14 protein-coding genes and 2 tRNA genes are annotated in these 21,543 nt (G+C 37.1%); 13 read left to right on the forward strand and 3 right to left on the reverse strand.

The features are described from left to right. Positions 1–100: 100 nt before the first annotated feature. From dnaA to ABXG83_RS00050, 10 genes are all read left to right on the forward strand, one after another. On the forward strand, positions 101–1,531 hold the full coding sequence (gene dnaA, locus ABXG83_RS00005) for a chromosomal replication initiator protein DnaA (protein WP_353549470.1): 1,431 nt from the start codon (positions 101–103) through the stop codon (positions 1,529–1,531). 133 nt (positions 1,532–1,664) lie between these two features. Beyond that, positions 1,665–1,755, forward strand: a tRNA-Ser gene (locus tag ABXG83_RS00010). 83 nt (positions 1,756–1,838) lie between these two features. Then, positions 1,839–1,912, forward strand: a tRNA-Pro gene (locus tag ABXG83_RS00015). A 305-nt stretch (positions 1,913–2,217) separates the two neighbouring features. Beyond that, the gene (locus ABXG83_RS00020; protein ID WP_353549471.1) at positions 2,218–3,924 is read left to right on the forward strand and encodes an amidohydrolase; all 1,707 of its coding nucleotides are present in this window, start codon (positions 2,218–2,220) and stop codon (positions 3,922–3,924) included. A gap of 472 nt (positions 3,925–4,396) precedes the next feature. Next, a complete protein-coding gene (locus tag ABXG83_RS00025) occupies positions 4,397–5,371 on the forward strand; it encodes a hypothetical protein (RefSeq protein ID WP_353549472.1) in 975 nt (324 codons plus the stop codon). A 302-nt stretch (positions 5,372–5,673) separates the two neighbouring features. Beyond that, positions 5,674–8,733 (forward strand): TonB-dependent receptor, encoded by a 3,060-nt coding sequence (locus tag ABXG83_RS00030; protein ID WP_353549473.1) that lies wholly within the window; start codon positions 5,674–5,676, stop codon positions 8,731–8,733. 15 nt (positions 8,734–8,748) lie between these two features. Next, complete coding sequence (locus ABXG83_RS00035; protein ID WP_353549474.1) at positions 8,749–10,224, forward strand: RagB/SusD family nutrient uptake outer membrane protein; 1,476 nt, start codon at positions 8,749–8,751, stop codon at positions 10,222–10,224. A 245-nt stretch (positions 10,225–10,469) separates the two neighbouring features. After that, the gene (locus ABXG83_RS00040) at positions 10,470–10,925 is read left to right on the forward strand and encodes a hypothetical protein (RefSeq protein ID WP_353549475.1); all 456 of its coding nucleotides are present in this window, start codon (positions 10,470–10,472) and stop codon (positions 10,923–10,925) included. A 176-nt stretch (positions 10,926–11,101) separates the two neighbouring features. Next, positions 11,102–11,830: a hypothetical protein gene (locus ABXG83_RS00045; protein WP_353549476.1), complete on the forward strand. Its 729-nt coding sequence runs from the start codon at positions 11,102–11,104 to the stop codon at positions 11,828–11,830. Positions 11,831–11,949: 119 nt separating this feature from the next. After that, entirely contained in the window at positions 11,950–13,350 is a 1,401-nt protein-coding gene (locus ABXG83_RS00050; RefSeq protein ID WP_353549477.1) for a retroviral-like aspartic protease family protein, read from the forward strand. On the opposite strand, the gene ABXG83_RS00055 is transcribed toward ABXG83_RS00050, so the two are convergent. From ABXG83_RS00055 to ABXG83_RS00065, 3 genes are read right to left on the reverse strand one after another with little or no spacing between them, the layout of a single operon-like run. Further along, complete coding sequence (locus ABXG83_RS00055; RefSeq protein WP_353549478.1) at positions 13,347–14,456, reverse strand: DUF5700 domain-containing putative Zn-dependent protease; 1,110 nt, start codon at positions 14,454–14,456, stop codon at positions 13,347–13,349. The two genes, ABXG83_RS00050 and ABXG83_RS00055, sit on opposite strands and share 4 nt — an antisense overlap. After that, positions 14,453–15,172 (reverse strand): LytTR family DNA-binding domain-containing protein, encoded by a 720-nt coding sequence (locus tag ABXG83_RS00060; RefSeq protein ID WP_353549479.1) that lies wholly within the window; start codon positions 15,170–15,172, stop codon positions 14,453–14,455. The genes ABXG83_RS00055 and ABXG83_RS00060 overlap by 4 nt, the downstream gene beginning before the upstream one ends. Continuing rightward, on the reverse strand, positions 15,159–16,262 hold the full coding sequence (locus ABXG83_RS00065; RefSeq protein WP_353549480.1) for a histidine kinase: 1,104 nt from the start codon (positions 16,260–16,262) through the stop codon (positions 15,159–15,161). Before ABXG83_RS00065 ends, ABXG83_RS00060 begins: the two co-directional genes overlap by 14 nt. Positions 16,263–16,518: 256 nt before the next feature. Between ABXG83_RS00065 and ABXG83_RS00070 the strand changes: the two genes are divergently transcribed. The 3 genes from ABXG83_RS00070 (at position 16,519) to ABXG83_RS00080 (ending at position 21,534) form a co-directional block, all read left to right on the forward strand. Further along, entirely contained in the window at positions 16,519–18,090 is a 1,572-nt protein-coding gene (locus tag ABXG83_RS00070; RefSeq protein ID WP_353549481.1) for a M20/M25/M40 family metallo-hydrolase, read from the forward strand. Between the two features lie 500 nt (positions 18,091–18,590). Continuing rightward, positions 18,591–20,078, forward strand: coding sequence for a hypothetical protein (locus ABXG83_RS00075; RefSeq protein WP_353549482.1), 1,488 nt, complete (start codon positions 18,591–18,593; stop codon positions 20,076–20,078). A 10-nt stretch (positions 20,079–20,088) separates the two neighbouring features. Continuing rightward, the gene (locus ABXG83_RS00080) at positions 20,089–21,534 is read left to right on the forward strand and encodes a hypothetical protein (protein ID WP_353549483.1); all 1,446 of its coding nucleotides are present in this window, start codon (positions 20,089–20,091) and stop codon (positions 21,532–21,534) included. Positions 21,535–21,543: the final 9 nt, after the last annotated feature.

Genomic DNA, 21,543 nt, shown 5'->3' on the forward strand with positions numbered 1-21,543 from the left:
GTATCTGTTTTTTTTCAACATTTCCACATGTGGGAAAAATAAGATAACTTGAAGGCAAAGACGAATACGTTAACTCATTATAAAATTGTTCATTTTTTGTATGGCTAAAAATGCTGAATCAGTTTGGAGCAATTGTTTGAAGATCATCAAAGACATTGTAGAATGGCAACATTTTAAAACATGGTTTGAACCGATTAATCCCGTAGAACTGAAAGGAAATGTTTTAATGATTCAGGTGCCCAGTCAATTCTTTTATGAATACCTGGAAGAGCATTATGTGAACCTGTTGGCTAAAACATTGAAACGTGAATTAGGAAAGGATGCGAGATTGGAATATCGCATCATGGTAGACAGTGGCAACAATGGAAGAAATGGTTCCATGGATGTTCCTGCTAGCAACATGAAGACTTATAACAACAATGAAATGAATTTTCCACTGGTGATCGATAATCCTGTGAAAAATCCATTCGTTATACCGGGTCTCAAGAAAATGCAGATCGATCCTCAGTTGAATCATATGTACACATTTGATTCATTTATTGAGGGAGACTGTAACAGGGTAGCCCGTCGCGCCGGAAAAACGGTAGCTGAGAAGCCCGGAGCCAACTCTTTCAACCCTTTGGTGATATATGGAGGGGTCGGATTGGGTAAAACACACCTTGCGCAGGCAATTGGTAATGAAGTAAAGCGTACCCATCCCGGTAAAGTGGTTTTGTATGTAAGCAGTGAGAAATTCATCAACCAATTCCAGGATCATAGTCGCAATAATGCTATTAATGACTTTATTCATTTCTATCAACTGATCGATGTACTGATCATAGATGATGTTCAGTTCTTCAGTCGTGCAGAAAAAAGTCAGGATGCCTTTTTCGCGATCTTTAATCATCTTCACCAGAGTGGTAAGCAACTCGTATTAACTTCTGATAAACCACCAAAAGATCTGGATGGTATGCAGGAGCGTTTATTGAGTCGTTTCCGTTGGGGATTGAGTGCAGATTTGCAAGTGCCCGATTATGAAACACGTATTGAGATCCTGGAGCGTAAAATGAAGAACGATGGTTTGGATATGCCGAAGGAAGTCGTAAAATACGTGGCTTATAATATCAATACCAATGTTCGCGAATTAGAAGGTGCATTGATCTCTTTATTGGCACAATCGTCACTTAACAAAAAAGACATTGATGTTGAACTGGCTAAGAAAGTGCTTCGCAATTTCGTGAAGACGAGCAGCAAAGAGATCACCATTGATGCCATCCAGAAAATGGTATGTGAGTATTTTGATGTACCATACGATAAGCTGTTACAGAAAACACGTAAGCGTGAGATCGTTCAGGCCAGACAGATCACTATGTACTTAGCCAAAGCATTTACCAAGAATTCTTTGAAGACGATCGGAGAGCATTTTGGCGGTCGAGACCATACAACCGTGATCCATTCTTGTCAAACTGTAAAAGACTTGATGGATACAGACTCTATTTTTCGGGAAAATGTCATGGAATTGACCCAGAAAGTACAACTGGCGGCCATGTAAAAGCTTACTGCACACAGGAAAAAGAAAATATTTTTAAACCTCGCTAATTGCGGGGTTTATTTTTTGGCAGATATCTGTTCAGCACCTATTTTTGCAGCCCTCTCCAATAGGAGAGTTTGGCTACAGAAAGCCCGGTGAGGTGGATGAGTGGCTGAAATCAACGGTTTGCTAAACCGTCGTACGTCCTTCAAGATGTACCGAGGGTTCGAATCCCTCCCTCACCGCTTCATCTGCCGAAGCTTTGGCGAAGGCGGATAGGAAACTGACAAAATATAATTCATCTTTGCCTAGGCAATGATGGAGGATCCGGGAAGTAGCGCAGGCCGGTAGCGCATCTGGTTTGGGACCAGGGGGTCGCAGGTTCGAATCCTGTCTTCCCGACAAAAGAGGTTGAGTAATATCAACCTCTTTTTCTTTTAGGTCCTATTCAACTACAGTTAGGCAAAACAAAAAATAGGAAATGATCTGTTCCTATCATCATACCATTCTTTCTATCACCCAAGTGTTACACGTAAAGATCATTTGCAATAGCAGAGCATATCTGGCCTTTAATTATTGAGAGAGTAGTAAGAAGAAGTTGCTTGAAATAATAAATCTTACTCGATCTAATACATCGTTTTTCAATCATCTGCTACATTATCATGATGTAAAAATGCATACATTAGTTATGCCTATAAATCTTACACATGAGAAAAACATTACTTCTGCTGGGATTAGCGGTATTGGTTTTATCGTCAATGAAAAAAGAAACAGTCATTATTGATACGGCTGATCAACTATATATCAATGGACATATTTGGACGGCTGACCCTTCTCAACCTTTTGTTGAAGCAATGGCTGTAAAAGGGGATAAGATACTAGAAGTTGGTACAAACGCCGATATCAACAAACTAAAAAAGGCTGGTACAAAAGTGGTCGATCTTAAAGGTAAAATGATAATGCCGGGATTTAATGACGGACATGTTCATTTTCTGTCCGGCTCACTGGGTTTAACGGTAGTCGACCTTGTTGAAGCCAAAACAATGAAAGAAGCTTTACAGATGATTGCAGACTATGCTTCTAAACATCCCGAGTTACCTTGGATCACTGGAGGGGGCTGGCAGTATAGTCTGTTTCCGAATGGATTACCCACCAAGCAAATGTTGGATGCGATCGTTCCTGATAGACCTGTTTATCTGAAAGCATATGATGGTCACAGCGGTTGGGCCAATAGTAAAGCATTATCTATTGCTGGCATTACAAAAGAAACCAATTTTCAAGGCTTTGGTGAGTTGGTAAAAGATAAAAACGGAGAGCCGACAGGTGCTTTCAAAGAAAGTGCGACCGGTTTGGTGACAAAATTCATTCCTAGTCCAGATAAAAAAGCAAAATACAATGCACTACTTACCGGATTAAAGTATGCGGCAAGTTTAGGTATCACAAGTATGCAAAATGCCAGCGGGTCTAAAGAAGAATATGAATTGTATGATTCGCTTTTACGGACGGGAAAATTAACAGTCAGAACCTCTATTGCATTCAGTGCTGGAAGAAACCCTAAAGAAGAAGATGTACAACTCTGGAAACAGATTCGATCTCAAAATAAACAACCTGAATGGTTGAAAACAGATGCTATAAAATTTTTATTGGATGGGGTGATTGAGTCTCATACTGCCGTAATGATTGATCCGTATGCCGATCTCTTAAAAGCAGATAGTATTTATAGAGGTAGTTATGCTATTCCACTGGAACAATATGAAAAATGGGTAAAAAGATTGGATCAAGAGGGCTTCCAACTCTATACGCATGCGATCGGAGATGCTTCTGTGCGTGCTGTGTTGAATGCTTATGAAAAAGCCATGGAGTTGAACGGACAACAAAATAAAAGACATCGTATCGAACATATTGAAATGACAACGACGATTGATATCGAAAGATTTCATCGTCTTGGCGTATTGCCATCTATGCAACCCATTCATGCTGATCCCGGAACCATTGATATATGGAGTAAAGCAGTAGGGGAACAAAGATTGCCTTTGGCTTTTCCATGGGCTTCTTTCTTACAACAAAAAAGTAGATTGGTGTTTGGAAGTGATTGGCCGGCTTGTATCAGTTTGAATCCTATCCGAGGCATCCATAATGCTGTCAATAGAATGACAACCGATGGTAAACCAACAGGAGGATGGATTCCTGCACAACGTATCAGTCTACAGGAAGCATTATACGCATACACAGCAGGAGCGGCTTATGGCTCATTTGATGAATCTCAAAAAGGACAACTCAAAAAAGGGTATCTGGCAGACTTTATTGTACTCTCACAAGATTTATTTCGTATCAATCCGGAAGACATCCACAAAACAAAAGTACAGTTAACAGTGGTGGGTGGAAAAGAAGTATATCGCGTAGAAAATTTTTGATAAAAAATTAGCAGAACAGTCACATCAGTCATTCTATTTTAGATGGCTCATGAGACTGTTCTTCTTACTACGCATCCTTCTCTATTTCTAACAGTTCGTAAATAGCTGTATGGTTACAGTTTTGTGTATTTGGTAGAATACATCAAAAACTAAGTCAACCGTATGATATGTTTGATGTACAATCACAGATAATCGTGATACGTTCTTTAAATCTTAGTTTCTCTTACGATATTCTTAGTCTTTTGTTTTCATACAACGCACTAAGTAAGCTTACAATTTTCTCATGTGTTTTCTAGTAAAATGCATACCGACCTGGATTTCTATCCGGGTTTTTTTATGCTTGTATGAATGTGGGTATGAAACATCACAATTCTGTAGTAAGTGTTTTCAGTAGACAGATTCATGTTATTGGTATTTTTTTGCATTTGTTCGCAAGAGACGAAGTTTATTTTGCCTTTGAAATGCTAATCATATGAAACCATTGTTCATCTATTTAAGCAGTTGTATTGTTTTGTTATTTTCAATAACAACAGAGGCCCAAGTAAAAATATCATTTAATGAACCGCCAGTAACTCCGTCTTTATTTCAACCCGGAATGATCTCGACAGGCTTTGCAGAAAGGGATTTTGCTTTGTCGCCAGATGAGTCAGAAATATTTTATACCCTGCAGTCACCTCTGGGTTATTTTCAAACCATTGTTTACATGAAGAAAGATGCCAAAGGTTTTTGGAGTAAGCCGGAAATAGCACCTTTTGCAGGAGTATTCACAGATCTTGAACCAGCTTTTTCTGCGGATGGTAAACGATTATATTTCGCGTCAAACAGACCCATCAGTGGCGATAAGCCCAAAGACTTTGATATCTGGTATGTTGAGAAGCAAAATGGACAGTGGTCTACTTCCCCCATCAACCTCGGATCCCCGGTAAATACCGCAGGTAATGAATTTTATCCTTCGATTACTAAGTCTGGGAATTTGTATTATACAGCTACTTACAAAAATGGCGTAGGTAGGGAAGATATATTCATGGCATCCTGGAAAGATGGTAAATACATCGATGCAGTTCCATTAGATACGGCAGTGAATTCTAAAGTGGATGAATTCAATGCTTTTGTATCCCCGGATGAAGATTTTATTTTGTTTACTTCTTATGGAAGAAAAGATGATATGGGTAGAAGTGATCTTTATATAAGTCAAAAAGATCCTTCCGGTAAATGGATGCCTGCAAGGAATGTCTCCCTTTTGAACTCTAACCGTATAGATTATTGCCCATTTGTGAGTTTTGATAAGAAAAAACTCTTCTTCACCAGTGAACGTAATATGTTAAAGCAATCTTACGAAACCAAAATCGGAATTGAAGCATTAAAGAAGATATTCAGTTCACCACAAAATGGAAGCGGTGATATTTATTGGATCAGTTTTGAGAAGGTATTAGAAAGCATTAAATAACATAAGCTTTATTCTAAAAATTAATGGGGTTGCTTTTATCTATACTAAAAGCAACCCTATTAATTTGATATCTATCAATAGCAGTTTGTACTGTTCTAAATATAATTTCCTTGGTCAACAACAATTTGGGGCACATTCTATCTTTTTATAGACGATTTCCTGTCGTTTGTTGAATAGATCAAATTTCAAGCAAGAGATATCGAAAATTTACTGTCTTATACATCTGTTCAGTTAGTTGAACCATTAAATGGATCACTGACTGAATAAATTCAGATCATTTAATCGAAACTAAAATTAACTCTATGAGAAAAGGCTTAATGCTCTTATGGTTTGCCTTGCTTTCGAGCACATTATTGCTCGCGCAAACACGCATAATCAAAGGGAGGGTAATTGATGAAAAAGGTAATCCTATACCAAATGCTTCAATCCAAGTAAAAGGAACAAAACTTGGCACCACTGCAGATGCAGATGGTAATTTTTCGTTAACAGCTCCCTCTAGTGCAAAAATGCTAGTTGCTTCATCTCTCAATTTTTCCAAAAAAGATGTAGCTATTGGTAATGCAAGTATGCTGACAATCACGCTAGCTTCATCTGATTCTAATTTGGAAGAAGTTGTTGTGATGGGATATTCAACTCTTCGAAAAGCAAATTTAACAGGTTCAGTTGCTAAAGTAGCTGGTGCTGAAATTGAAAGTAGGCCTAACCTCAGTTTTGATCAGGCACTTACCGGAAAAGCAGCGGGGGTTCAGGTAAGTACTTCCTCTGGTTTAATCGGAGCTCCTGTTAATATTCGTGTTCGTGGAGCATCTTCTATCTCTTCTGGAAGTCAGCCATTAATTGTAATGGATGGGGTTCCTTTGATTCAAGGTGATAATGGACAGCTTTATAATCCAACAAACGCTTTAGCAGATATTAATCCGAATGATATTGAAAGTGTAGAAGTGCTGAAAGACGCTTCTGCAGCTTCTATTTATGGAAGCAGAGCTTCAGGTGGGGTATTACTGATTACAACAAAAAAAGGTAAATCAGGGGCACCTAAAGTAACCTATAACGCCTATGTTGGATATAGTGAGCCTGCAAGGATGATAAAAGTTTTAGATGGATCTCAATATACTACTGTAATAAATGGAATGCGAACTAATGCAGGTTTAACACCTTCTGCTTCAAATGGTGACTATAACGGAGACGGTAAAACAGATAATACAAATTGGCAAGATGAAATTTATAGAAAAGGTCTTACGCATGATCATCAGGTAGGTATCAGTGGTGGATCAGAAAGAACTACTTACTATGCTTCCCTTGGCTTTAATGACTTCGAAAATTATATGATTGTGAATAGGCAAAAAAGAGCTGCAGCGCGCTTGAATCTCACAACAAAGGTTACAAACTGGTTTGAGATTGGAATTAAAAGTCAATTTACTAGGACTACTTTATATGGTTTGGGTTCAGGAACAGGCGGAGCTTTGAGTGGTGTTCCTTTTGGCCCCTTGACCGCTTATCCTAACGTTCCAGTATATGATGCATCAGGTGCTTATTATATTGGAAATGGCGGAAATACGGTTGCACAAAATACTCCTAATCCAGTTGCTGTTCAAAATCTTAACTATGATACAAGGGATAATAGACGATTTATTAATAGTGTATATGGTGAAATCTCAATTATAAAAGGGCTGAAGTTGAAATCTCAATACAATACTGATATGCAAATCGGTTTTACTGATCAGTATTGGGATCCTGCAGTAGGAGATGGACAAGGGTTAGCTGGCGTTGCTCAGACGGTGGCTACTGATTCTAGAGTATGGAGTTGGTTCAATACCTTGAATTATAATAAAAGAATCGGCGATCATGATCTGGGAGTTTTAGCCGGAGCTGAGTATACTAAAAGCTATGCGACATTTAATTACATCTTCGGGACGGGATTAAATGATCCTTTAATTCGAATTATCACTCCTGCAAATTTCGCGTCTACCGGAGCTGAAAATGGAATTGATGTTAATAATGGGTTAGCCTCTTATTTCGGTGGGTTGAACTATAGTTATAAGAACAAATATTTGGCAAGCTTCAATATGAGAAGCGATGCTTATTCAGGATTCGGTAAAACAAATCGATGGGGTTATTTTCCTTCAGGGTCAGCAGCCTGGAAGATTTCAGAAGAAGCATTTTGGAAATCTAGATTTGTCAATGAACTTAAGATCAGGGCTAGTTATGGTATAACAGGTAACTCAAATATTGGAAACTATCCAAGTCTCGCAACTTTTACTCCTACACAATATGCAAATATTGCATCATTGAATTTAAATAATCCTGGTAATAGTAATCTTCGCTGGGAACAGACAGGACAATTCGATATAGGCTTTGATGCAATGATTGGAAAAGGCATTAGTGTTGTTGTAGACTATTACAGGAAAAAAACAAAAGATTTGATTTTAGATAATCCAATACTGGCAACAGTTGGATTTCCTGGGAATACGATTACCCAAAATATAGGAAGCATTCAATCATCAGGGTTTGAGCTTGCTTTAAGTGTTCCTGTTATTAATAAAAGAGATTTTAAATGGAACATCAACTTCAATGGGGCTACTAATAAGACAAAGGTGATTTCGACAAATGCATTTAATAATGACATATTTGGAGGAAACAGCATTGTCAGACCAGGTTACAATATGAGTGCGTTTTATCTAATTCGTTGGGCAGGTGTGAATCCGGCTAATGGATTCCCAACATTCTATGATGCAACTGGAACAGTTAAACAATATAATCATTCAGCACCTACTGCAAGTAGATGGACAAGAGTTAGTGATGGTACAGTGACTTCTGCTATCACAGCGGTAGACCGAGTTGTTTTGAATGATAAAACACCATATCCTAAGTTTTTTGGAGGATTGTCTCAAAACTTTACATATAAGCAGTTAGACCTCTCATTTGACTTACAGTATTCATTTGGTGCTTATACTTATAACAACACGCTTCAGAATTTAGTATTGATGACCGGAACACGAAATAAAAGTGTAGAGATTTTAAAGGCTTGGCAAAAAGCGGGAGATCAAACTGATGTACCTAGATGGTATTTTGGAGAAAATCAGTCTACACTAGCTTCAACTAGATTCTTAGAGAAAGCAGACTTTGTTAGAATGAGAAATATACAAGTTGGCTATACTTTACCAAAGAAACTATTGGATAAAGCGAAAATTTCGAATTTGAGAATGTACGCGCAAATTCAGAATGCGTTTACAATTACTGGTTATAGAGGTATGGATCCCGAGAGTAATGCAAATGGAAATGTGAATATTGGTTTAGGAATAGATGCTTTCAGACCTTATCTGGCTCGAACGTTCACATTTGGAATCAACTTAGGTTTATAATTTAAAAAAAATACAATGAAAAGAGTTATAATTATTTCATTTTTGACAGTAGGAATTATTTTCTCATCCTGTCAAAAAGAGGTTACTGAAATTGTACCTCCTGATCGTATATCATCAAGTCTAGCATTTAGCACTGCCACTAAAATGGAGGCCTCTATTATGGGTGCTTATAATAGTTTGCAAAGTGCTGATTTTTTATCTGGGCGTGCATTAGTATATGTAGATCTTCTTGGGAATGATATTTATGATCGTTCTAACTTCTTCGGAGATCTTCCTAGGTTCAATTTGTTATCTAATGCAGGGATACCAGGTGGTATTTGGAATGCAGGGTATGCTTCGATCGCAACTGCTAATAGGGCAATTGCTGGTGTTACAGCAAACCCAGGAGTAGTTAGTGCAGCTAAAGCAAAGGAGTTTATTGCTGAATGTTTATTTGTTCGTGCAATAAGTCATTTTTATTTAGTTAACTTCTTTGCACAACCGTATGGTTTCACAGCTGATGGATCTCATATTGGGATTCCATTGATTACTGAAAATTTCACTTCAAATGATCCAGCTGCAAATAAACCTCGTTCAACTGTTGCACAAGTATATACTTCTATAATTAGTGATTTGAATGCTGCTTTGGCAGATTTACCTGCTACGTATGGTGCATCATCATCTTATGCATCAAAAACAAGAGCTACTAAGGCAGCAGCAGCTTCTCTGTTGGCTCGCGTATATTTATATAAAGGAGATTATGCCAATGCTAAATCAATGAGCTTAAATGTTATCAATGGTCAATATGGTTCATTTACATTGAATTCTTCTCCCAATGGTGCTTTTGGTCCGGGAAATTATCAAACAGCTGAAACTATCTGGAGTATTCCCAATAATGCTACTGATAACCCTAATACCAATAATGCACTTCCGCAACATTATTATCCTAGTGGCAGAGGTGATCTCGCTATTTCGTCAAACTTTATTAACATAGCAACAAATACTTATTTCGCGTTAGATGATAGAAGAAGAAGTATGATCATTTCAGGCACGACACCAACCACTGCTTCGAGTTTATTTACGAACAAATATCCAGACGTGGCTACTAGATCTGATTGGTCTCCAGTAATAAGATATGCTGAAGTGTTGTTAACATATGCTGAGGCATCTGCACAAGTAGCTTCAGTAGTTGATGCTGATGCTATTGCAAAACTTAATTTGGTTAGAGACCGCGCTAGAGTGAGTGCACCTCAATATACGGTTGCCAGCTTTACTTCTAAATCTGACTTAATTAATGCAATACTTGGTGAGCGAAGAATTGAACTAGCATTTGAAGGTCATCGCTTTTGGGATATAATGCGTATCAAAGGAACTGTTACCAATAAATTTGATGGTGATGGTGTAACGGTTTTACCAGCACAGGCATTTGGGGCAAATAAATCTGTTTTTCCTATACCTCAAGGAGAAGTTGATAAAAGTAATGGTGTATTAATTCAAAATTCTGGATACTAATAGCAAATAGTTATTAGTAATATTTGATTGGTTCTATGGGGGTGACAATCAAATTGTCATCCCCATATTTTCTATGTTCTTCAGAAATAATTCATTAGTAATGATGAGTATTATACACTAAATAATATAGTTGAAATTTCCTCTGATATGATTTACTGAGATAGCGTCATGAGTAAGTTATTTTATCGTTCTTATAGGCAACAAAACCATTAAAATAAGTATCTGATATTGATTAATTAATTTTTATGATACAGAAACTAATACTGACTGTCGCCATTTTTTTTGCTAGTGAATTATTGTTTGCTTCATTTACAATTTCATCTACAGTCGTAGCAAAAAAAGAAGTAACGATTGATGCGATAAGTAAAATGAGCTTTAGAGAGTTTCGAAAGCATACTATTCATAAGTCTGGATTTAAAAATCGAATGGCTTTTTTGATGTTAAAGAAAGAAATGAAGCAGCAAGCCAGAGAAGGCAATGGTGCTATTAATATTGCCCCTGTTTTAGATCATATGATGGATGATGCAAGATTTAGATTTAAGTTGATAGGATTTGCAGCAGGCTTGTTTCTTGGTATATTCGGAGTTGGACTAACCTATATTTTTTCCAAAGACAGAAATCTTCACAAGTCTGCATGGATTGGATTCGGAGTACTTACTATTGTAGCTGTTATTTCACTTTTTTCAATCTTCCCAGGATAATAGTAAAGGATTTAGTTTTTTAAACAGTGGAGAAGCTTAATTGAACATACTTTAATGTAGCTAATTGCTATTTAACCTCTATTAACATTCAGCATGGTAGCTTTGTTAAATGGCAGTAAATTTCTCTTTTGGGTTTTAAAGCCAAAGTAGTTTGAGTAGAATGAATTCAGCATTTTATGAAAAGAAGTTGTCTCTTCATTTTTTTAGCATTAGTGCTAGGATGTACTAAGAATAAAGTAGCTGGTCGTGAAAGAAATATTTTGAATATACTATTTATTGGAAATAGTCTTACTTATATCAATGATGTTCCCGCATTGGTAAAAGAACTAGGTAAACTAGATAGTATTTCCATTGATTATAAAACCATATCAGGACCAAATTATGGATTGGATGACCATTTAGCAGAAGGGATGGTTCAGCAGGAAATAAAAACAGGGAAATATGATTATGTAGTAGTACAGCAAGGTCCATCAGCATTGCCAGAATCTCAAGCTAATTTAATGCATGCAATAGCAAAGTATAAGGCTTTATGTAAAGAGTTCAATACGAAATTAGCTGTTTATATGGTGTGGCCCTTTCAGTCAAGATTGTTTGATCTTGATAACGTTATTTTTTCTTATAGCAAAGCAGGAAAAACGCATAGTGCTTTGATTTGTGCTGCAGGATTGGCTTGGAAAATAGCCTGGAGTATTGATTCGTCTTTGTCTTTGTATGGGCCAGATGGATTTCATCCAAATATGAAGGGTAGTTTACTCGCTGCCATGGTAATTTACGGAACACTTACCGGAAAATACAGTTTTGGGAATAGGCAAATTAACAATGCTTCATGGTCAAAACAAGTTTCCGCAGAAACAATGCGTACGCTTAAACAAGCTTCAAAAGAAGCAATTGAGACAAAATTTTAGCCTCCAACTGCATCGTTTTGATCGATGAAAAGTTTAATGTGAAAATTTCTAGTAGGTGTTTTATTGGCTAGTAATAAAAAATACTGAATCTATTTTTTCTATCCTTAATACAATCAATTATGAAACAATTCATTTACGCAATGCTACTATTGGGTATTTGTATACCAGATGTAGTCCTATCACAATCAGCATGTAGTTGTTTTCTTCTGACCGAACAGAAAGGTAAGTTGGCAGTTGAGAAAGTTACCATTGATAATAATCGTGTAGAAGTACTAAGTGATCCATCAATAGTAGCACCAGTTTTTAGTATGGGTGAAGGCATGAATGGAGATATGGTAAAAAAAGAAAGAAGGGGTGGTATGATCATTGCGCAGTGTAAGGACAATCAACTCAAATTGAAATTTAAGACTGCTTCTGGAGAAGAAAAACCTTTACCTGATATGGATATTCGGGTGCTGAGACAAATGAATATTCGTATTAATGTTGTATCCGGAGACGGCACTAAGAAAGCTTTTCTTATTGAAAAATATGATCAGGTTAAAGATGCAGATGGACCGGTTATGGACATGTTTGGTGGAAAAATTCCTATACAAAATGGAGATTTTATTTTAACTACTGAAACCAGAAAAGCTAGTACAGTATCAACATTGTTGAAAGGAAAAATACCTTTTCAATTTAAAAATGGTTGGATGATGTTACCTGTGCAGCTGAATAATGGAAATCGACTTGAATTTGTACTAGATATGGCCGCAACCTCTACAGTTATTGACGCATCCGTCTTGCCGTCAAATACCGAGATCGTAAAAATGGAAACAATAGCCTACTCTGATAAAGATACTACAAAGTCTAGTGCTAGCATGCAAGGTGCGACCGGACAGGTAGACACAGATTTTTTTTTAGGTAAAGCATTGTTACAAAATTTTCGTCTTAATGATCTTTTGATGAATGATGTAAATGCTAGCGTTTTGAAATCTTTTCCTGAAAAGCTTAAAAAAGCTGGTGTAGTTGGTATCATTGGTACTGATATCTTAAAAAAGTCGGGAGTTTGTACAATTCAATTTACTTCAGAAACAGAAGGAACTATTGTCCTTGGCGAAAGTGAAATTGGAACCAATGTCGCCGCAACACGAATGCCATTCAACATAGCCGGAGGATTATTATTCATTGATGGTAAAATACAAGGAAAGCCATTGAAATTTGTGATGGATACTGGAGCAAGAGAAAGTATTTTAAGTCAGTCGTTTGTAACCTTGACTAATATCTCTTATAAAACTATGTCTACTGATAAAATGATTACTGGTATAGATGGAAAACCTCAAAAGAGTAGCATTATTTCTTTAAAAGATGTAGCAGTAGGAAATTATATGATGAAGGATACAAGAATGATTTTGGGTAATGTAGCTGCATTGAGTTCTTACGGGTTATCTGCTAGCAGTGCTATATTAGGAATGGACTTTTTTCATCAGTTTACAAGAATCCAGATTGATTTTTCTAATCAACAACTACTTCTGCAGCATTAATTGCTGATATATTTTTTCTCTAATTGAGCAAATAAGATCATTGATTTATCAGAGAAATGAAATCGGCTTTTAGACTTTTTAGCTGTTTTATTATAAAGTCTGATAAAATCAAATGGATTGTATAAAACCCTTAATAGGCTCTTCCTTCCCTTTACTTGTAGTATTGTCTTGGCCATGTAATAACCATGCGGATGAGCGCCCAATGGAAATAGACTGCGAATGATAACAGCATTTGTTTTCATGAGAGAGGGAGTATCAGCAATAGCTATTAAGAGTGTATCTACTTTTTCTAAATTTTTATAAGGGTTATTATAATGTTCTGAGTACAAGTTATACAAAAAACTGTTACTAGTATTGGGATGTGACAAGAACCATTCTATATTGATGAGATCGGCTATCCCTTCGAGCTGAAGTTGAAAAATAGCATTGAGTAATGGTCCAGCATCGTCTGTTTCATTCAGGTGTATTTTTTTTCTGAAAGAATAAGTATAAAAATGATGTATTTCATGACCTAATACAGCAATAAGATTGTCTTCATCAACAGACAATAGATCTATTACTATGGCTTGATCATTTGCATTAGATTGGGGATGAAACAAACCGAATCCAATTGTTGGTTTTATTTCTTGTGATAGTGCAACTTTAGTAAGATAAGGACTGGCTTTTTCTTTTGCTTCTTCAAATAAATTTCTCTTTTGCAATTCTCGTGCAAATGAATCAATATGATTTTTTTTTGCTTTAGCCTTTTTCAAGTGTTCTAATACCTGCTTTTCCCATTTATTTTCTCTTACGAGGCTGTCACAGATATTTTTCCTAGAAGGCATAAACGCTGTCATTATCATTCTCTTCATATAGCGTTCTTGCCCCCATTTGGCATAAAATGAATAAAACGGAGCATCAAATAGTTGTTTCCAAGTGGTACTATCCGGAAGCAGATCTTTAGATAATAGCGCTTCAATTGGCCAAAATAGTTGAACGCCTGTAAAATCAATTTTTACTTGTTGTGCTTGTATTGGCGATTTATTGATTGAAAGGATTAATAGTGCAATGATCATCATTTTTGTAAACCGACTTCTCAAGCTGTAATGATATTTAGCAAAGCTCATCGGTTATTAGTTGCTTCCATTAAGCTTTGTATCAATTCCTTGTAACCTCTTCCGATTGGAATATTTCTCCCTTGAATTTCTACATCAGCTGCACTATAGGCATCGATCTTATTTTTTGGAACAATAAAAGATCGGTGGATACGTAAAAAACCGCTCTTGCCTAATTCGTTTTCCAGATGTGAAAGTTGGGTTTTAGTAACGATTGTCTTTCCATTGGTGGTATAGATCTTTACATATTCTTTTAATCCTTCAATAAATAAGATATCATCTAGCAATACCCTGATTCTTTTTTTATTGACGTTAAAAAAGATAGACGGTTTCTCATTCGGAAATACAGGCTGATTGCTTGACGTCATGTTATTTTGATGTGTCAACTTATTTACAGCCATCAAAAATCGATTGAACTCTATTGGTTTTAATAAATAGTCAAGTACGCCTAGTTCAAAACCTTGTAAGGCATACTCATTATAAGCAGAAGTGATGATGATTTGTGGAGGATTCTTGATCATTTTGATGAATTCCATACCCTTGATCTTTGGCATATGTATATCAAGGAACATCAGATCTACTTTTTCCTTCTGTAATATTTCCATTGCATACAAAGCATCCGAGCATATTGCGATGTTTTTCAGAAAGGGTACTTGAGAAATATAATCACTCAGTATCTCAGCAGCGATGGGTTCGTCTTCTACGATGATGGTGTTATAAAGTTGCATTTTTTGAAAGGTTTATGGTTAGGGTTACTTTAAACGTCTCAGGGGTTAAATTAATTTTTAGATCATGTTCAGGATATAGTAATTCAAGTTGTCTTTTTACATTTTTCAAGCCAATTCTTTCAGGTGCTTTTCCTTCATTCTCTGATTTAGAGTTTTCAATCGAAAACAGTAGATGTCCTTTTTTTAAAAATGTATGAATTTTAATATAGGAGTGAAACCTGGTCTCACTTAGACCATGTTTAAATGCATTTTCAACGAAGGGAATCAGAATCAGTGGTGTGATCTGTTGTTCAAGATGATCTATGTCCTCTGTATATTCAATATCCAAGCGAGTTCCGTATCGAAGTTGTTCTAATTCAATATAATCTTTTACCACTTTTAGCTCATCAGCTATGTTGATAGAGGATTGCGCTGTTTCATATAACATAAAACGAAGCAGTTTGGATAATTTCATCACGACTTCTGCGGTATCATCTGATTTTTTTCGAGCCAGTCCGTATATATTATTTAGCGTATTGAATAAAAAGTGTGGATTGATCTGCGATTTAAGAAATTGCAACTCTGTTAATAATTTTTTTCGAGCAGTTTCTTCTTCTCTTTTTCGAATTTGAAGATTGATGCGTACCAGTTTAATTGCCAAAGCTGTACCACAGAGAAATGCCAGCACAAATGCATTGTATAAGATAGATGATATACCAATATCCAATAAATCATCACCGGGTAGTCCGTAGATATAGGGCAGAACAAAAAGGTCATTAAAAACCGTAAAAAGAAATGTTCCGGCTAATAATAAAATCAAAGAGCAAAAAAATGTTTTAACGACTCCCCAGTTTTTTGTGTTGAATTGATTAACTATAGCAAATAGAGTATATACCAATGGTACTTTGATGAGCAAAAATGACAGTTGCGCTTTTACAGATGTATTGAAAATATCTATAAATGGGATTGGGTCCTTGCCTCGTGGATAGGAAGCGATATTGAGGTAGGTTTTATAAGACACATACGCTAGCCAGAATAAGGTATGGTGTATGATTCTTTTTTTCACTGAGGTTGTATTAATGACCAGGGGTAGAGCATTTTTAAAATTCATATAAATCAGTGATGAATTCTTACTAAATATACCAAAAATCAATAAGTATGTCTAAACAGCAATTTGTGCCGAATCAATGTATTTAATGCGTAAATTATTTCATTTTGTATATCTTAATACGTAATTGGTAGAAATACTTAAGGATATAAAATATTAGAGACTACTTTCAGAACATACATATGGTTCATTCATTTGGTGATGCTCACTTATTCAAGATGAATCATTGGAGAGATCGCAAAAATGATAAAATCACCAAATGACTTTAACCTTCATTGAACAACCTATTATGAAGTACCAGCATACAGTGTTTTCAATCCGTATCATTGGCACAATAATCTTATTCCAGCTATTGCAGCCGCTTTATTTAACCGCTCAGGTCTATTCTCAAGCCTGGCCGGAAAAGAAGTATTTGGACAGTTCGATTCAAGTATTGATGGATATTTTGTCTATTCCAAATGATGCGGCATTTCCTGCTGACATCGATCGTAATATTCAATGGATGGATCAGCAATTATCAAAGAGAGGATTTAAAGTCACATTACTACCTTCCAAAGCCCGCCCGTTTGTATTTGCTGAATACCATGTAGATGAAAAATTACCTACGGTTTTGTATTATATGCATTTTGACGGACAGCCTGTTGCAGCAAGTGCATGGAAACAAAAGAATGCATACAAGCCTGTATTCAAAGAGAAAACAGATACGGGATGGAGTATTATTCCAACTCCTCATTCGGGGCAGCCCTATAACCCTGAATGGCGAGTTTTTGCTCGTTCGGCTTCGGATGATAAAGGTCCTATTGCCATGTTTCTTTTTGCAATGGATATGCTTCGTATCGAAGGAAAAAAGCCTGCATACAATGTAAAAGTGATATTGGATAGCGAAGAAGAAAAAGGCTCTCCCAATTTACCTGCCATGGTAAAACAACATGCAGGTTTGCTTCGATCAGATCGATTCGTGATCCTTGATGGTCCAAGACATAATTCCAATCAACCTACATTATTATTTGGCTGCAGAGGTGTGGCCGATATCGCTCTTGAAGTATTTGGACCACGGTTCGACCAACATAGTGGTCATTATGGAAATTATGCCCCTAATCCGGCATTTGAGCTTTCTAAATTGTTGGTGTCGATGAAAGATGAAAAGGGACAAGTGCTGATCCCTGGATTTTACAAGGACATAACGATCCATGATGCGGTTAGAAAAGATCTGCTTGCGGTGCCGGATAAAAAAGAAATCATCAATCAGCAGATCGGTATAGCAAAAGAAGTGAATCCCGAGTTGAGTTATCAGGAATCATTACAATATCCATCACTCAATATTTTAAATTTTACATCCGGAGAACCAGAGATCGGAACTAGAAATATCGTGCCCTCATTCGCAAAAGCGAATGTTGATATCAGGCTTGTGCCTGAAAGTGATCCTAAACATATTGAAGCAATCATCAGAAAATTCATACAGGAGAAAGGCTTTCATATCATTGAAAACCGAAAACCAACCGAAGAGGAAAGAATGAAGTACCCAAAGATCATTTCATTTCTCTTCAGATTATCGTCTTTGGCATTTGTAACAGAGCCGAATACTCCAACCGGATCATGGGTTTCGGGTATTGTTGAGCAAGTATTTGGAGTCAAACCTGTAAAGATCAGAATGTCCGGGGGAACGGTACCTATCGCACCTTTCATTCGAGAGCTGGCCATTCCCGCAGTATTGGTGCCAACTGTGAATCCGGATAATAGTCAGCATGCAGCCAATGAAAACCTACGACTGGCAAACTATTTTGAAGGGATTCAACTGACCTATGAAATTTTGAAAACAGGATTTAAATGATCCTCTAGATATTTACCATCTTATCAAATTTTGATTCCTGGGAATCAATAATGTATTCTGCTTGATTTTGCAATTCATGCATTGTTATTTGTATTCTACATTTCGATGATTGTCGTTAGTTGAATTTTCACTTTTCGTCTGAACAAACTATATAATTTCAGTATGTTCTTATGATCATCAGTATCAACTATTACAATCATCCGCTATCGTTTTATTTTTTGTAAAATGTCGGAAAGGTTGCCTCAGTTCTGTTACTGAATCAATATCCGCAATAAGAATGTGCCTGACTTGCCAATGTTGAAGAGTTGAAGACTGTACTGTTATCAAAATGGTACACAATTGGCATTTATCTAAAACCAATCTGAATTCTGGACATGCATTTTACATGAGAGAAGAGTTGGATCATATCGTTCAACGAAAATTATTATTGATTGAATGGCACTATGGTTAGTAGTTATAGCAGTGTTAGAATATGTGCAGTCATATTAACCCCATTTGATATGCTGAGTCAAAATATTATACAAAAGATAGTATTCCTTTCTTGTTTCTTACTTTGTTTTACAAGGTCTCATCAGCTATTTGCCCAAGTAAAGATCGGAACGAATCCAACCAGCATTGCTAAGTCTTCGATACTTGAATTAGAGAGTACATCTCAAGGATTATTATTACCTCGAATTACGGATACAGCTGCTATTAACACATTAAATCCGCCTGATGGTACTTTGATTTATCTCGCCAATACTAATCCGGGTTTGTACATCCGTAAAGGAGGGTTCTGGCTCAACGTTTCCAATGGATCAGGTAGGCTGGGAATCAATTTTCAATCCAATCCGGATGGTAGCTTAACGATCATTTATAGTGACGGAACAACCTTTACTACTCAAAAGTTAGTGGGTGAAACCGGACCAAAGGGTGACAAGGGCGATAAAGGTGATAAAGGCGAAACAGGGATTGCAGGGAAAGGTGTAAAAGATATTCGGTTGAATGAAGATTCCACATTAACGATCCATTACACGGATGATACACAGACCAACATTCCACAGCGCGTCATTGCAAAAGATGGATTGAATGGAATGGGGATCTACTGGAAAGGAATGTTTGATGCGGCTCCAGCTGAAGCAAAAACCAATTGGGCGTATTATGATTCGGCTCAGCATAAGTCTTTTATCTATGATGGACAAAACTGGCAGATTCTTTCACAAGATGGGATCCATTCAAAGGATAGCTCATTAGCATCATTCTATGGGGATAGGCCTATTACAGCGAGTGTATTCAATGGACAAAATCCCGGCACCAATGATTTGGTGAAATGGATCGAATATCTTTTTTATCCTTCTCAAGGTCCAACAGCCGGCCTGACAATTACTTATGGCAGTAATACGGGCAATACCATTACAATAGAAAAAATAGCAGATGGTGCTGATTTAATGGCAACAATGAATTGGGAGGCGGGCAGACAGGCATCAACCAAATTGTTGAGCGCTATCACTGTCGCCGGAGATACAGTTGCTTTTACACAGCCTCATCAAAATGCATCAGTGACAGGAATAGCGAATGTCTCAGTTCCTCGAAATGTCAATAGCTCTTTTACAATTAGGGCTCTTACTGAAGACAATAAAGCGGCTACAAGTACTGTCAATTTTCGGTTTCTATGGAAGCGATATTATGGCTTTGTTTCCACTTCCTTGGCTAACGAAGTGATGCTAACACCTACCAATAAAGAAATTCTTGATCTATCCAGTGAGTTTGCTTCTGCAAGAGGATTTACCAAAACAGTGAATCCGGGTAGTCCTAAAAGATTAGTGATTGCTTATCCGCTTTCAATGGATAGTAATGATATGGAAATAAAAATTTCAGGATTCGATCAGAAAGGTGCATTTGATAGACAAGTGATCAAACTGGTCAATGAGAGTGGAGGCAGCACAGATTATGTGGTATACACAGCAAAAAATAATACCAGTGCCGGAGTAACATTCAGTGTGTTATAAAATGTGTAAGATGAAAGTGATCAGATATCTCATATTATTCCTTACAAGCTTACTGATGTATTACATATCAGATGCCCAAGGCGTGAAAATGATGTCCAATATCACTACCAACTCACCGGATGATCTGTATGCAACGCATGTTGATAGTTTGGGAAAAGGAGGCTTTATGGCAGTGCCTACAAAACTGATTCGTGATCAGTTGAGTAACCAGCGCAGAAAAATAGGTATGCTGGTATATGTGAGTGAAACAGACAGTGTATATCAATTGATCGGAGGTATTGCCAATACGAATTGGATAGACTTCAAGCTCACAAGTACTCCATCTCCCAAAACAATGGGTTGGCAAGGAAGTTTTGCGAATCATCCTTCTAACCCGCAAGTAAATTGGGCATATTACAATACGACCGATTTTAAAAGTTATATCTGGACAGGAAGCTCATGGATGGTCATTGCACAAGATGGAAATCCTGGTCCGGCAGGCGTACAAGGACCAGCAGGTATTGGAATCGCATGGAAAGGGAGTTTACCTATTGCGCCAAGTGCTCCGGAACTTAATTGGGCCTACTATAATTCAACAGATAAAAAAAGTTATATCTGGGATGGAAGCAGTTGGCAAATGATATCACAAGATGGTATCAATGGTTCCGGCTCTTCTTTGGGAAGTTTTAATGGAAACAGACCGATTACATTAGGATTAAGTCCTTTTACAAATGTTAATCCAGGTACCAATGATATCGCCGAGTGGATTCAGAAAGTATTTTATCCTTCTCAAGGTCCGATAGGTACATTGACCATGTCACTGGTACATCCCATTACAAGTGCTACTATTTCCGGATCCTCTGCCAATTTAGAAATGATGGCATCTGGTGTCAATATTCCTGTGACTTTATCATGGACTGCAGGAAGACAGGCTTCTACAGAACCACTTGCATCTGTTACTGTTGGTGGAGTTGCGCAGACATTTACACAGCCTGCTCAAAATGCATCAATAAACGGTAGTGTTATTGTAAGTGTTCCTAGAAACACCAATACAAGTTTCTCAAATCAGGTGCTTACAACAGATGGTAAATCAATATCTGGTACACCAAGTGTATCTGTGAATTTTTCATGGAGACGATATTATGGTTTTATAGACGCACCGGTTGGTGTTGCAGATGGTACCGGATTTACACCTTCTGCGAGTGATATTCTGGCTTTATCCAATAAAGAGTTTGGATCATCTAGAGGCGTGAGTTCTCCTACTTTGATACCAACAGCTGGTCAACGATTGGTGATTGCTTATCCCGCAATATGGGATGCAGGAACTACAAAAATCTGGATAGGAGGATTGGAGAGCTCAGGAAATTTCCAAAGACAGGTAGTCAGTTTTACTAATGCAAGCGGAGCCAGTACCAATTATGTAGTATATGTTTTACTGAATAATACATCCGGACAACTTTCATTTATAGTTGAATAGTATATGTGC

The organism is Sediminibacterium sp. KACHI17 (assembly GCF_040362915.1).
In the GTDB taxonomy this organism is placed as follows: domain Bacteria; phylum Bacteroidota; class Bacteroidia; order Chitinophagales; family Chitinophagaceae; genus Sediminibacterium.